This window comes from Bacillus sp. AFS037270 (assembly GCF_002585305.1).
This window is the reverse complement of the sequence record NZ_NUNF01000044.1, coordinates 1-14,053: the sequence shown is the minus strand read 5'-3', so window position 1 is coordinate 14,053 and position 14,053 is coordinate 1. Positions and strand designations below refer to the sequence as shown.

Genomic DNA, 14,053 nt, shown 5'->3' with positions numbered 1-14,053 from the left:
TTATGACCCCGAGCCCCTAGGCGCTGGAGCTAGACAAGAGAAAAGCGGAAGCGCGGGGTTCATGCGACCGCTGGACTATATGCGAAATGGAAGGAAGTTGGTCATGTCAATTTGGTTTACAGAAAAGCAAACTGAAAACTTTGGGATCACCATGAAAATCAACAAAACCTTACATACAGAACAAACTGAATTTCAAAAGCTTGATATGATAGAAACCGAAGAGTGGGGCAACATGCTGTTGTTAGACGACATGGTGATGACATCGGTTCGAGACGAATTCGTTTACCATGAAATGGTTGCACACGTACCATTATTCACCCATCCAAACCCAGAGAACGTGCTCGTGGTCGGCGGCGGCGACGGGGGAGTGATCCGGGAAGTCCTAAAGCACCCAAGTGTAAAGAAAGCAACCCTAGTGGATATTGATGGAAAGGTAATCGAATACTCAAAGAAATTCCTTCCTGAAATTGCCGGCAAGCTTGATGATCCGCGTGTCGATGTACGTGTCGATGACGGATTTATGCACATTGCAAAAAGTGACAATGAGTATGACGTGATTATGGTAGATTCAACCGAACCAGTAGGTCCTGCGGTGAACCTGTTTACAAAAGGATTCTACGCGGGGATTGCGAAGGCGTTAAAAGAAGATGGTATCTTCGTGGCACAGTCGGATAATCCGTGGTTTAAAGCGGATTTAATTCGAAATGTTCAGCGCGATGTAAGAGAGATTTTCCCGATTACCCGTTTGTATGTGGCCAATATTCCAACATACCCAAGTGGTCTATGGGCGTTTACGATCGGTTCAAAGAAATATGATCCGCTTGAGGTTAGCGAGGACCGCTTCCATGAAATTGAAACGAAATATTACACAAAAGAACTGCATAAGGCAGCATTTGTGTTACCTAAGTTTGTTGGGGATTTATTGAAGTAACAGCGCAAACAAACAGTCACAAAAGTCCTTTGTGAACTTGAAATACATAAAAGAGAGGGATAGTAGCATGCGTTTTGATGAGGCATACTCGGGTAATGTTTTTATTAAAAGTCACCCGAATTTTGAAGAAAGTCAGGTTGTATTATACGGAATGCCAATGGATTGGACGGTGAGCTACCGCCCAGGTTCACGTTTTGGCCCAGCACGAATCCGTGAGGTGTCCATTGGTCTTGAGGAGTATAGTTTTTACCTTGACCGTGAGCTGGAAGAGGTAAAATATTTTGATGCCGGTGACATTCCGCTTCCATTTGGTAATGCACAGCGCAGCCTTGATATAATTGAAGAATTTGTTGACCAGATTCTAGAGGCTGGCAAGTTCCCGCTTGGCATGGGCGGTGAGCACCTTGTATCTTGGCCGGTTATGAAGGCTATGTACAAAAAGTATCCGGATTTAGCGATTATCCATTTTGATGCTCACACAGACCTGCGCGAGGAATACGAAGGCGAACCGTTATCACATTCCACGCCAATTCGGAAAATTGCGGAACATATTGGGCCAAAAAATGTTTATTCTTTTGGAATCCGTTCCGGCATGAAGGAAGAATTACAGTGGGCGAAAGAAAACGGCATGCATATTTCTAAATTTGAAGTTCTTGAGCCACTAAAGGAAATCCTGCCTACACTAGCAGGCCGTCCGGTTTATGTGACTATCGACATCGATGTCTTAGACCCTGCACACGCGCCAGGAACAGGAACAGTCGATGCAGGCGGTATCACCTCAAAAGAACTGCTGGCATCCATCCATGCAATTGCCCGTTCTGAGGTAAACGTTGTGGGCGGTGACCTAGTAGAGGTTGCACCAATCTATGATCCATCAGAACAAACAGCCAACACCGCCAGCAAACTGCTCCGCGAAATGATCCTTGGCTGGGTAAAATAAGTGGTAACAGTGCAAACGGTGCCTGTCACCTTTTATTGTATTTCCACGGTGTTTTGATAGTTTATGGTGCCTGACACCATTGTTTTTGGTGCCTGTCCCTGTGCGGGGCGGGCATTTTTTGATTTGTTGGTTATCTAAGTTTATAATAGGAAAAGTATGCATTTATGTACTTAGGTCAATTATGATGATTAGGATGATGATTTAAAGAGGATGATAAATTCCTTTTTAATAAAGGAAGTGTTAGATTTGTCAAGTTTGTCTAGTACAGAGATTCCAATGAAGATTAATGTGAAAACGACGATTCACCAGCAAGAAGGCTCAGAGACGATTGAGCTGAAGGTGTTTGGCCGTTATTTTGAGAAAGAAGGAGCTTCATTTCTTAAATATGAGGAAGTGCTAGAAGAAGGCACAGTCCGCACCATTGTCAAGGTGGCACCGGACGAAGCACTGATTTTAAGAGGCGGAGCGGTCAAGATGCGTCTGCCATTCAAGTTACATAAAAAACTAAGAGGCAGCTATGAGATGCCGTTTGGGGTATTTGAAACGATGACAATGACAAGAAGACTCAGGGCTTCAAAGGGTCTGATTGATATTCTTTATGATTTCACGATGCAGGGCTCACCTGCCGGCACATACCATATGGAGATAACCTTTCAGGAGGATGAAATATGAATATAGTAGAACAGGTACAAACAAAACTAAAAGAAGAAATCAAAGCGGCAGTCCTGAAGGCAGGCCTAGCTTCAGAAGAACAGATCCCCGATGTCATTCTTGAGATCCCAAAGGAAAAGGCTCACGGTGATTATTCAACCAACATGGCGATGCAGCTTGCACGGGTCGCTAAAAAGGCACCTAGAGTGATTGCCGAGGCTTTGGTGGACAATTTTGACCGCACGAAGGCCTCGATTGAAAAAATTGAGCTCGCAGGCCCTGGATTTATCAATTTTTATATGAATAATGCTTATTTAACAGATTTAATTTCGACCGTTCTTCAAGCTGGAAACAACTACGGTGAAACGAAGACTGGCAATGGACAAAAAGTTCAGGTTGAGTTTGTTTCAGCGAATCCAACCGGGGACCTGCACCTTGGACATGCCCGCGGTGCGGCCGTTGGTGACTCGCTTAGCAATATCCTAGCGAAGGCTGGCTACGATGTTTCCCGTGAATACTATATTAATGATGCCGGCAACCAGATTAATAATCTAGCGATATCCGTAGAAGCCCGTTATTTCCAAGCGCTTGGCCTCGAGAAAGACATGCCGGAGGACGGCTATCACGGTGCTGATATTATCGGGATTGGTAAAACCTTGGCTGAAGAGTTTGGCGATAAATACGTAAATGTTCCAGAAGAGGAACGTTCCGAATTTTTCCGTGAGTATGGTTTGAAATATGAAATGGCCAAGCTGCAGAAGGATTTAGAAGATTTCCGTGTCGGCTTTGATGTGTGGTATTCTGAAACTTCCCTTTATAAAAATGGAAAAATTGATAAGGCACTCGAAGCGCTGCGTGAAAGCGGCTATATCTATGAGCAGGACGGGGCAACATGGCTGCGTTCAACTGATTTCGGCGATGATAAAGACCGTGTGCTTATTAAGCAAGACGGCTCTTATACCTATTTAACGCCTGATATTGCCTACCACAAGGACAAACTTGAGCGCGGTTTTGAAAAATTAATCAATATTTGGGGTGCTGACCACCACGGTTATATTCCTCGGATGAAGGCAGCCATCCAGGCCTTAGGTTATGACCGCGAGGCCCTCGAGGTCGAAATAATTCAATTAGTTCACCTTTATAAAAATGGTGAAAAAATGAAGATGAGTAAGCGTACCGGTAAAGCGGTAACGATGCGTGATTTGGTCGATGAGGTTGGCCTCGATGCGACACGTTATTTCTTTGCGATGCGCAGTTCGGATACCCATATGGATTTTGACTTAGATTTGGCTGTGTCCGAATCAAACGAAAATCCAGTATACTATGCTCAATATGCTCATGCACGGATTTCCAGCATCCTTCGTACCGGCGCGGAGCAGGGAATCAGCTTTGATGAGGATGCCGATTTTTCATTAATTGGCTCTGAAAAGGAAGTTGACCTATTAAAGAAAATTGGCGAGTTCCCGGCTGCTGTCGGTGAGGCCGCACTGAAGCGTGTGCCGCACCGGATCACAAATTATATCTTAGAATTAGCGTCGGCCTTCCACAGTTTTTATAATGCGGACAAGGTGCTTGATAGCGAAAATCCAGCCCGTACAAAGGCGCGTCTTGCTTTGGTTAAATCGGTGCAAATTACGCTTAAAAATGCGCTTGCGCTAATTGGCGTTTCAGCTCCAGAGAAAATGTAGATTGCAATAAGCCTCTAGTGTTAGGTGACTAATACTAGGGGCTTTTTATATGGGAAAAATTATAAATTTATGAGAATAGTGGAAGAGTACGGAGAGATACTAAAGCTGTTTGATGAAAACATAAATGGAGGGATCTTATATGCCACATAGAAGATTGTATCAAGCAGTTCAGCAAGCTCAACAATCACTTCAGCAAATTCATGAGGGACTTCAACAATTAACTAACATGGGAATGGGTCAGCAAGTTGGCGGCATGCAAGTTGGCGGTTTTGCCGGAGGTCCTCAATCAGTTATGCAGCCAGGCTTTGCCGGAACAGACGCTCAGCAAGTAAGACAAGACATTCAAAATAGCAGTAATAATGTTAGCATGGGTATGATGGGCATGGGCCAGCCAGGAGGCAGCATGCAATACGGCGGTTTCGTCGGAGGTCCCCAATCTAATATGCAGTCAGGTTTTTTAGGAGGAGCTCAATCGATTATGCAGCCAGGCTTTGCCGGAACGGATGCGCAACAGGTAAGACAAGACATTCAAAATAGCTCTATGGGCGGAGTTATGGGCCAACAAGGCGGCAGCATGCAATTCGGCGACTTCGGAGGAGGAGCTCAGTCGGTTATGCAGCCAGGCTTTGCTGGAACAGACCCTCAGCAAGTAAGACAAGATATCCAAAATAGCAGCAATGGCCAAATCACCAGCCGCAATGCAGGCAGCATGGGGGCTAATACGATGGGTCAACAAGGTGGGTCTTTTAATCAAATGGGAATGAGCCAACAAGGAGGCAGCATGCAAGTTGGCGGCTTTGCAGGAGGTCATTCAATCATGCAGCCAGGCTTTGCCGGAACCGATGCCCAGCAGGTAAGACAGGATATTTCAAACAATTCTGGTCAAGGATATATGCAATAATCAGTGAGAAGCCCGGCTTTTCTCTTCCCTAGTTGGGAACATTAGCCGGGTTTTAATTTTTAGGCTCTGTTAACGGGCATTGTTGTTTTTAATACTCTGTTGATTGGAGCGGAAGGCTCTTGACTCCTGCGGGATTACGGGGCCGGGGAGCCACACTGGCGCTAAAGCGACGAGGAGGATCCCCGGCACGCCCGCGGAAAGCGTGCTACTTTCGCTGCAATCAACAGCCAAATTTAACAGAGCCAATTTTTAAAAAGATGAATAGCTTCCAAAAAAATGCAAATATTAAAGATAGAAATTTGAGTAGGAGTGAACCTAGCAGATGAATGTTGGAAGAGCGAAGGAAATACTAGAATCAGCCGATATGATTAATGTCACCTATGATGGAACCCCAGTCATTATTCAACATGTCGACGAAAATACCAAAATGGCCCGTATTTATACACGACAAGATCCAGAGAATGAAAGAGATGTTCCCGTCCTCAATCTAATCGAAGAGTAAAAAAGAGTCTCCAAGGAAAACGGAGACTCTTTCACTTTATTTCAAGGCTGGCCCCGCTGATTCGCTTAAATCCACGCAATTTGCTTAAATCCTCGACTAATTTTAAGGCTGCTTGATCCTTTGCCTTGGCCTCAATCATAAAATCGATATCCCGTCCGAGTTCACGCAGTAAGTTCACAAACGGCATGATGAACTCCGGATCAACAAAATCAGCATGGGAGCGGAACTCCTTCTCATTTTTTGGTGAAGAAATATGGACTTTCGGAACAGCTTCGACAGTTGGCCACGTCTCAAAAATCTGAGGCAGCAGCTCCTCAAGTGGTACCTCACTAAGATTGGCCATATGATGATGATAATCAAACACCAACGGAATTCCCTCCTTCTTACATACCTCTAAGGTTTCTTCAGCTGTGTAAGTTTTATCATCATTTTCTAAAGTCATCACCTTTTTAATGTGTGCCGGCAAAGTGGTCAGGTTCTCATAAAACCTCGACACTGCGGCCGCCTTATCCCCATAAGCACCGCCAATATGAATATTGATTAGTGCCTGATCCACGATCCCCATCGCTTCAAACATCTGATAATGGTACGTCATATCAATTACGGCATTTTCGGTAATCGTTTTTTTGGGAGAAGTAAACAAGGTAAATTGATTCGGATGAAAACTGACCCGCAAATGATTCCGTTTTACTAAGTCGCCAATTTCCTGCCATTCTTTTAAAAAAGGAGTAGTAAAATCCCAGCGCACCTCTGGATGTGTCGCCAAGGGGACAATCGAGCTTGAGAAACGGTACAATTCAATTTCGTGGGCAAGATTATAGTAAAGCATCCTTAATGTATGCTGAAGATTTAGCTTCGTCACCTCAAGCAATTTTTCTTTGCGCTCTGCGGCAGTATGCTGCTTGTATCGAGTAAAGGTAAGAGTATGTGCAGGGGAGGCACCCCATAAACTAATCGCATGTGAAACATAGCCGAATCGAATTTTGATCATCAACACTCCCCCTTATAAAAAATTGCTGATAGCTCTTGCGAACGTTTCCTTCACAGACCGCCATAGATCTGGTTTATTAAGGTCCTCTAATGACAGCGGTATAGAATCAAGGATGTCTTTTTTAATAACCTGCCTCACACGTTCAATAAAGGCTGGATCATAGATATAACAATTAATTTCTTTATTTAAAAATAAGCTTCGTTTATCGAAATTAGCCGAGCCAATATCACAAATCTTATCGTCAATCAGGATGGTTTTTGCATGATAAAAACCGTTTTGATATTGATAAACCAGTGCACCTTCCTTAAGGAGCTTCCTCAAAAACCGGTAAGATGCCTCTTGGACAAGGATATGATCAGCCGTGTAGGGGACAATGAGCGTAATACTAACGCCGCGCTGCCGTCCTGCAAGTAATTCCTTAAAAATGGATGCGCTTGGAATAAAGTAGGGGGTGCCGATGATAATTGATTTATCGGCCTTTTTGATTAAATCAATAAAAATCCCTTCCAGCAGTCCGGCCTCGGTTGGGTTAAATTGATGGCGGATGCTGCCTTTAGGCAGTTTGGGAAAATAACTCGGTTCGTTTTGCACCTTCTTACTTGAATACTTGTTCCAATCCAGCAAAAACTCACTCTGCAAAAAATTGACGCTTTCGCCGGTTATTATTAACTGATAATCCCGCCACGGACTAAGCTTCGGGTCTTCATCGATATATTCTTTGCCAATATTAAAGCCTCCCATAAAGCCGACTTTTCCATCAATAATCGAAATCTTCCGGTGGTTTCGGACTTGTGCTGAATAAAATAGGAAGGGCAGTTTGACTCGATTACTAAACGCTACAAGGACGCCTGCATCCATTAGTTCTTTAATTTCTTTTTTCTTAATTGTAAAACTGCCAAGGCGGTCAATCAGCAAGCGGACCTCAACACCATCCCGTGCCTTTTCTTTTAAAATGGTGAAAAACTCCCGTCCCAAGCTGTCATTCTTCACGATGTAGTACAAAATATGGATATGTTTTTGGGCCTTTTGAAGCTCGGAAAAATACCTGCGGAAAAATGCCTTTCCATGCGTAAAAATGTCTAACTCGCCATGGAGGATGCCGGTCTCGATTTTGCTTGTGATCAAATGATGCTTCCTTCGTCCTAACCTAAAATCTAAGACAAGCCATATAATGATAAGAACAAGCAGTCCGCTCAAAATGAGTACAAATTTCATTGTGAATCTTTCCCCCATTCGGTTTAGTTAGTTTCTCCAAGTGCCGGAATTTCTATAAGTTGAGTAAACCTTAAAAAAACATTTGACTGAATGCTCATTCATTTTTATAATAGAGATAAGCACAATTCTGAATATTTACTATTTTCAACAAACAATTGGCGAGAATCTAAGAAAGGGGCGTTTTACTTGAATGGTCTTTTATGGGTCAATCTCATTGCGTTTCTTGCTGTAACCGTTTACGCAATTAGTCTGTTTGTTTATGTAGTCAGAACGCGGATTGAATTTATTAAGCTGGGGAAGCAAGTCGAGTTTGATAACAATGTTAAAGAAAGGCTGCAAAAAATCTGGATTAACGTGTTTGGCCAGAAGAAGCTATTAAAAGATAAAAAAAGTGGTGCCATCCATGTCATGTTCTTTTATGGCTTTATTTTAGTGCAATTCGGAGCGATTGATTTTATTTGGAAAGGGCTTGTGCCAGGCTCCCATCTGCCGCTTGGGCCATTATATGCTGGTTTCACCTTTTTCCAGGAAATCGTTACCTTAATGATTCTTGTAGCGGTTGTTTGGGCCTTTCATCGCCGGTATGTCGAAAAATTAGTCCGTCTAAAACGCAATTTTAAATCAGGTCTTGTTCTGTTATTTATTGGCGGATTAATGGTGTCTGTTTTACTTGGGAATGGAATGGGTATTATTTGGCATGGTGAAGATCCCTCTTGGACAGAACCTGTTGCGTCACTGATCTCGCTAATTTTTTCGGGAATTAATGAAACCGCCTCCATTGTTGTTTTCTACATAGCATGGTGGGCACATTTATTATTCTTGTTAACGTTCCTAGTCTATGTACCGCAGTCCAAGCATGCACACTTAATTGCCGGTCCGGTCAACGTCTACTTTAACCGTCTTGATAAACCGGGGAAATTGAAAAAGGTTGATTTTGAGGATGAATCACAAGAATCGTTCGGTGTTGGAAAAATTGAAGACTTTACCCAGCATCAAATGATCGATTTTTATGCCTGCGTCGAATGTGGACGCTGTACCAATATGTGTCCCGCCACTGGAACAGGCAAAATGCTGTCCCCAATGGATTTAATCGTTAAAATGCGCGACCACCTTACCTTTCATGGTGCTTCTGTGACCTCTAAGCAGCCATGGGTGCCGACGTTTGCTTTTGCGAATACAAAAGGAAACCAAATTGCGCTTGCGGCACAAGGTCAGGGTGCGCAGGAAACGGCGGCTGCCGCTGTTTACAACCCTAGTTTGATTGGTGATGTGATTACCGAAGAGGAGATTTGGGCGTGTACAACCTGCCGCAACTGTGAGGACCAATGTCCAGTTATGAATGAACATGTTGATAAAATTATCGACCTGCGCCGTTACTTAGTTTTGACAGAAGGAAAAATGGATGCCGATGCCCAGCGCGCTATGACAAATATTGAGCGTCAAGGCAACCCATGGGGCTTAAACCGAAAAGAACGCGAAAACTGGCGTGAGGTTCGCGATGATGTTCATATTCCAACCATAAAGGAAATGAACAAGGCAGGCGAAGAATTTGAATACCTATTTTGGGTGGGCTCAATGGGCTCGTTTGATAACCGCAGCCAAAAAATTGCATTATCTTTCGCTAAGCTCTTAAACGAAGCTGGCGTGAAATTTGCGATTCTCGGCAATAAGGAAAAGAACTCCGGCGATACACCGCGCCGTTTAGGAAATGAGTTCTTATTCCAAGAGCTTGCGGCCAAAAATATTGAGGAGTTTGAAAAGGCTGAGGTCAAGAAAATTGTCACAATTGACCCGCATGCCTATAACATTTTCAAAAATGAATATCCTGATTTTGGCTTAGAAGCAGAAGTATTCCACCATACGGAGGTCCTTTATCAGCTGGTCCGTGATGGAAGACTCGTTCCGAAGCATGCGGTTAATGAAAAAATTACGTTCCATGATTCTTGCTACCTCGGACGCTACAATGATGTGTACGATCCGCCGCGGGAAATTTTAAAATCGATTCCTGGTGTGCAGCTGGTGGAAATGGAACGCAATCGTGAAAAAGGTATGTGCTGCGGTGCAGGCGGCGGTTTGATGTGGATGGAGGAAGAAACCGGCCACCGCATCAACGTCAGCCGGACGGAACAGGCCCTTGCCGTTTATCCGTCCGTGATTAGCTCGGGCTGTCCGTACTGCTTAACGATGCTGTCTGATGGAACAAAAGCTAAAGAAGTGGAAGAAAAGGTAGCTACTTATGATGTGGCTGAGTTACTTGAAAAAGCCGTTTGTGGTGAAGTGAAAGCTGCTTCTTAAAACCAACGCAGGAGTTGAATTTTTACAAATCAAAATTTTAATAATTTTGTGTAAAATATTTCAACTTCTGCTCTTTTTTATGTAATATAGAGTTATATAATAAAACGCTTTCATTTTTATAAAAAACGTAAGTTGGAATCTGCGGTTCCTTGCTTGCGTTATATTTTTCGCTCTTTACCCGAGCGAGCGTTCAGTCGAAGCAGGCCAAGGGGAAATGGCTGTTTAGTACTAATAAGTTGAATAAGGGAGAGATTGAAATGGGCAGAACGGTTATTTTAAGCGGTGTTCGAACACCTTTTGGAAAATTAGGGGGGAGTTTAAGCAGCTTTACTGCATCACAGCTTGGCGGCATTGCGGTGAAGGAAGCACTGCTTCGTGCAGGTGTGAAGCCGGAAGAGGTGGAGGAAGTGATTCTTGGAACGGTGTTACAAGGCGGACAGGGTCAAATTCCATCACGGCAGGCAGCTGTTCACGCCGGACTGCCATGGGAAGTCAAGACGGAGACGATTAACAAGGTTTGTGCTTCTGGTATGCGCAGCGTGACGTTAGCCGATCAAATCATTCGCGCTGGTGATGAAGAGGTAATTGTCGCAGGCGGGATGGAATCGATGAGCAACGCTCCTTATATTTTGCCAAAAGCAAGATGGGGCTTTCGAATGGGCGACTCAACTGTAAAGGACTTAATGGTTCATGATGGCTTGACCTGCAGCTTTACAGGTGTGCATATGGGCACTTATGGTAATGGAACCGCTGCTGAAATGGAGATTTCTCGTGAGGCCCAAGATGAATGGGCACTTCGAAGTCATGTTCGCGCGATTGCTGCGATTGAGAGCGGGAAATTAGACAAGGAGATCGTGGCTGTTGAGGTGCCACAGCGTAAAGGTGAGCCGGTTGTGGTTTCGGTAGATGAGGGCCCGCGTAAGGATACTTCTTTGGAGCGGTTGTCTAAATTAGCACCAGTGTTTAATTCTACCGGCACGATTACGGCTGGGAACGCTCCTGGCGTAAACGACGGTGCGGCGGCCCTTGTGCTGATGAGTGAGGAGCGGGCTGAGCGAGAAGGACGTCAGGTGGAGGCCGTTATCCTGGGTCATGCAGCGATTGCAGTTGAAGCAAAGGATTTTCCGCAAACACCGGGATTGGTGATTAATGAGTTGTTAAGAAAAACAGGCCGGAGCTTGGAAGAGGTTGATTTGTTTGAAATCAATGAAGCCTTTTCGGCAGTGGCGTTAGCGAGTGCAAAGATTGCCGGGCTTGATCCGGAAAAGGTCAATGTGAACGGCGGTGCGGTCGCGCTGGGCCATCCGATTGGGGCGAGTGGGGCACGGATTATCATTACCTTGATGCACGAATTGAAGCGACGCGGCGGCGGTGTCGGGATTGCAGCGATTTGCTCAGGCGGCGGCCAGGGTGATGCTGTGATGATTGAAGTACCAAAGGCGTAGGGTGGTAAAGTTTGAGGAATGAGGCCTTTATTTGCGGATAAGTTAGTTGAATTTGCGGATAATGGCCTTTTTCTTGCGGATATGACGGATTAATTTGCAGAAGGCAACCTTACTTGCGGATAAGTTGATTTAATTTGCGAAAACCGCCTTTTAACTTGCGGATAAGGCGGATTAATTAGCGGATGGGCGCTTCTCTTACGGATAACGCTCAGCAGCGCTATTAAAAAAGGATTCGGAGGGAAAAACAATGAACGTTTCAAAAGTTATGGTAATTGGCGCCGGCCAAATGGGCTCTGGTATCGCCCAGGTTTGTGCCCAAGCCGGCTACAAAGTGGTATTAAACGACTTAAAACTGGAATTCGTAGAACGAGGGTTAGGAATCATCCAAAAAAATCTCACTCGTAACGTCGACAAAGGTCGAATGACGGAAGAACAAAAGCAGGAAATATTAGCAAGACTAACCTCGTCAACCGATCTCAACGACGCCAGCAGCGTTGACCTGGTCATCGAAGCGGCTGTTGAAAATATGGAAATCAAGACAAACATCTTTTCGCAGCTAGACAAAATCGCTCCAGCACATACCATCCTAGCAAGCAACACCTCATCATTGCCTATCACAGAAATCGCTGCTGCCACCAACCGTCCGGAAAAGGTAATCGGCATGCACTTTATGAATCCAGTCCCAGTTATGAAACTAGTCGAAATTATCCGCGGTCTGGCAACAGGCGATGAAGTCTATCAGGTGATTGAAGATATGACCAAGACTTTGGGCAAAGTGCCTGTTGAAGTAAATGACTTCCCTGGCTTTGTCTCGAACCGCATCCTGATGCCGATGATCAACGAAGCCATTTACACGCTTTACGAGGGCGTGGCCACAAAAGAAGCGATTGATGAAGTGATGAAGCTTGGCATGAATCACCCAATGGGGCCGTTAACGCTAGCTGATTTTATCGGCTTAGATACATGTTTATACATTATGGAAACACTCCATGAAGGCTTTGGCGATGATAAATACCGCCCATGCCCGCTTTTGCGTAAATATGTGAAAGCCGGCTGGCTCGGTAAGAAATCAGGGCGCGGTTTTTACAGCTACGAATAAAATAGAAAAGCGGAAGCGCCTTGAACAGGGGCGCAAGGCTACAGTCGAGCCAGCGAGAAGGCTGCTCTTTAGCCTTCTTGATGGCTTGGCTTAGACCTAAGAGCTCCTAGGCGCTGGAGCTGGACAATTAAACAAAACCAGGTGGATCACGCCGTCATTACATAATCGAAGATTCCCCTGGCACAAAGCATCCGAAATATTCATCCTCAGGAAGGGGAGACATATTATGAATCTATCATTTACAGAAGAGCAAGAAATGATGCGGAAAATGGTTCGTGATTTTGCTCAGAAGGAAATCACACCCTTTATCGAAAAAATGGAAAAAGGGGAATTTCCTCGTGAAATCCTTCGTAAAATGGGTGAACTTGGCCTGATGGGGATACCAGTTCCCGAAAAATACGGCGGAGCGGAGATGGATTTTACCTCTTACATTATTGCGATTCATGAACTGTCAAAAGTAAGCGCTACAGTGGGAGTGATCCTGTCTGTGCATACCTCGGTATGTACAAACCCAATATTGTATTTCGGAACAGAGGAACAAAAGCAAAAGTATATACCCAAGCTAGCTTCGGGCGAGTATTTGGGGGCCTTTTGTTTAACCGAGCCAAGCTCTGGTTCGGATGCGGCCAGTTTAAAAACGCGGGCGGTGAAAAAAGGTGACCATTACGTTCTGAATGGCTCCAAGGTGTTTATCACAAACGGCGGTGAGGCCGATGTGTATATTGTGTTCGCTACAACAGACAAAACCCTTGGTACAAAAGGGATTGCCGCCTTTATTGTTGAAAAAAACACGCCTGGTTTTATCGTCGGCAAGGATGAGAAGAAAATGGGGCTGCACGGCTCAAGAACGGTCCAGCTAACCTTTGAGGACATGCATGTCCCAGCGGAGAACATGCTTGGCCAAGAGGGGGAAGGCTTTAGAATAGCGATGGCAAACCTAGATGTCGGCCGGATTGGCATTGCCACCCAAGCTCTGGGAATTGCAGAAGCAGCAGTTGAAGCAGCCACGGCCTACGCGAAAGAACGCCGTCAATTTGGCAAGCCAATCGCTGCCCAGCAGGGGATTGCTTTTAAGCTGGCCGATATGGCGACAAGTGTGGAGGCGGCGAAACTATTAGTCTATCGGGCGGCTGATTTGCGGAGTAAGGGTTTGAAGTGCACGTTAGAGGCATCGATGGCGAAGTTGTTTACGACACGGACGGCGGTGGAAGTGACAACAGAGGCAATCCAGGTCTTTGGCGGCTACGGTTATACAGAGGACTATCCGGTCGAGCGCTATTTCCGTGATGCCAAGGTGACGGAGATTTATGAGGGCACGAGTGAGATTCAGCGGATTGTGATTAGTAAACATCTATGATTTGGGTGTGAAATGTTAATATATACAAAAATTTGTTA

The 14,053-nt window shown here is 44.9% G+C and carries 12 protein-coding genes; 10 read left to right on the top strand and 2 right to left on the bottom strand.

What is annotated here, in order from left to right:
* The first annotated feature begins 103 nt into the window (after positions 1 to 103).
* The 6 genes from speE to COD92_RS21165 all read left to right on the top strand — a co-directional run bounded on the left by speE (position 104) and on the right by COD92_RS21165 (position 5,613).
* On the top strand, positions 104 to 931 hold the full coding sequence (gene speE, locus COD92_RS21190; protein WP_098996509.1) for a spermidine synthase: 828 nt from the start codon (positions 104 to 106) through the stop codon (positions 929 to 931).
* A gap of 67 nt (positions 932 to 998) precedes the next feature.
* Positions 999 to 1,871, top strand: a complete 873-nt coding sequence (speB, locus tag COD92_RS21185) for an agmatinase (RefSeq protein ID WP_098527732.1) — start codon at positions 999 to 1,001, stop codon at positions 1,869 to 1,871.
* 246 nt (positions 1,872 to 2,117) lie between these two features.
* Complete coding sequence (locus tag COD92_RS21180) at positions 2,118 to 2,543, top strand: YwiB family protein (protein WP_255286530.1); 426 nt, start codon at positions 2,118 to 2,120, stop codon at positions 2,541 to 2,543.
* Complete coding sequence (argS, locus tag COD92_RS21175; RefSeq protein WP_098996508.1) at positions 2,540 to 4,210, top strand: arginine--tRNA ligase; 1,671 nt, start codon at positions 2,540 to 2,542, stop codon at positions 4,208 to 4,210. Before COD92_RS21180 ends, argS begins: the two co-directional genes overlap by 4 nt.
* 139 nt (positions 4,211 to 4,349) lie before the next feature.
* Positions 4,350 to 5,111, top strand: a complete 762-nt coding sequence (locus tag COD92_RS21170) for a hypothetical protein (protein WP_098996507.1) — start codon at positions 4,350 to 4,352, stop codon at positions 5,109 to 5,111.
* 322 nt (positions 5,112 to 5,433) lie between these two features.
* Positions 5,434 to 5,613 carry an H-type small acid-soluble spore protein gene (locus tag COD92_RS21165; RefSeq protein ID WP_098527736.1) on the top strand — a complete coding sequence of 60 codons (180 nt, stop codon included), beginning with the start codon at positions 5,434 to 5,436 and terminating at the stop codon, positions 5,611 to 5,613.
* Positions 5,614 to 5,644: 31 nt separating this feature from the next.
* Here the strand turns inward: COD92_RS21165 and uvsE are convergent, their stop codons facing one another.
* Positions 5,645 to 6,601, bottom strand: coding sequence for a UV DNA damage repair endonuclease UvsE (gene uvsE, locus COD92_RS21160; RefSeq protein WP_098996532.1), 957 nt, complete (start codon positions 6,599 to 6,601; stop codon positions 5,645 to 5,647).
* 15 nt (positions 6,602 to 6,616) lie between these two features.
* Complete coding sequence (gene cls / locus COD92_RS21155) at positions 6,617 to 7,819, bottom strand: cardiolipin synthase (RefSeq protein WP_098527737.1); 1,203 nt, start codon at positions 7,817 to 7,819, stop codon at positions 6,617 to 6,619.
* A gap of 186 nt (positions 7,820 to 8,005) precedes the next feature.
* Here cls and COD92_RS21150 point away from each other — a divergent pair, with 186 nt between their 5' ends.
* The 4 genes from COD92_RS21150 (at position 8,006) to COD92_RS21135 (ending at position 14,015) form a co-directional block, all read left to right on the top strand.
* Positions 8,006 to 10,114 (top strand): (Fe-S)-binding protein, encoded by a 2,109-nt coding sequence (locus COD92_RS21150; RefSeq protein ID WP_098996506.1) that lies wholly within the window; start codon positions 8,006 to 8,008, stop codon positions 10,112 to 10,114.
* A 257-nt stretch (positions 10,115 to 10,371) separates the two neighbouring features.
* Positions 10,372 to 11,559 (top strand): acetyl-CoA C-acetyltransferase, encoded by a 1,188-nt coding sequence (locus COD92_RS21145; RefSeq protein ID WP_098527739.1) that lies wholly within the window; start codon positions 10,372 to 10,374, stop codon positions 11,557 to 11,559.
* Between the two features lie 247 nt (positions 11,560 to 11,806).
* Complete coding sequence (locus COD92_RS21140; protein WP_098527740.1) at positions 11,807 to 12,658, top strand: 3-hydroxybutyryl-CoA dehydrogenase; 852 nt, start codon at positions 11,807 to 11,809, stop codon at positions 12,656 to 12,658.
* A gap of 226 nt (positions 12,659 to 12,884) precedes the next feature.
* Positions 12,885 to 14,015, top strand: a complete 1,131-nt coding sequence (locus COD92_RS21135) for an acyl-CoA dehydrogenase (protein WP_098996505.1) — start codon at positions 12,885 to 12,887, stop codon at positions 14,013 to 14,015.
* Positions 14,016 to 14,053: the final 38 nt, after the last annotated feature.

What these genes read in the sequence shown, in the direction of transcription:
- speE (WP_098996509.1), top strand. Translation starts at nt 104, where the DNA reads ATGTCAATTTGGTTTACAGAAAAGCAAACTGAAAACTTTGGGATCACC.
- speB (WP_098527732.1), top strand. Translation starts at nt 999, where the DNA reads ATGCGTTTTGATGAGGCATACTCGGGTAATGTTTTTATTAAAAGTCAC.
- argS (WP_098996508.1), top strand. Translation starts at nt 2,540, where the DNA reads ATGAATATAGTAGAACAGGTACAAACAAAACTAAAAGAAGAAATCAAA.
- COD92_RS21170 (WP_098996507.1), top strand. Translation starts at nt 4,350, where the DNA reads ATGCCACATAGAAGATTGTATCAAGCAGTTCAGCAAGCTCAACAATCA.
- COD92_RS21165 (WP_098527736.1), top strand. Translation starts at nt 5,434, where the DNA reads ATGAATGTTGGAAGAGCGAAGGAAATACTAGAATCAGCCGATATGATT.
- cls (WP_098527737.1), bottom strand. Translation starts at nt 7,819, where the DNA reads ATGAAATTTGTACTCATTTTGAGCGGACTGCTTGTTCTTATCATTATA.
- COD92_RS21145 (WP_098527739.1), top strand. Translation starts at nt 10,372, where the DNA reads ATGGGCAGAACGGTTATTTTAAGCGGTGTTCGAACACCTTTTGGAAAA.
- COD92_RS21140 (WP_098527740.1), top strand. Translation starts at nt 11,807, where the DNA reads ATGAACGTTTCAAAAGTTATGGTAATTGGCGCCGGCCAAATGGGCTCT.
- COD92_RS21135 (WP_098996505.1), top strand. Translation starts at nt 12,885, where the DNA reads ATGAATCTATCATTTACAGAAGAGCAAGAAATGATGCGGAAAATGGTT.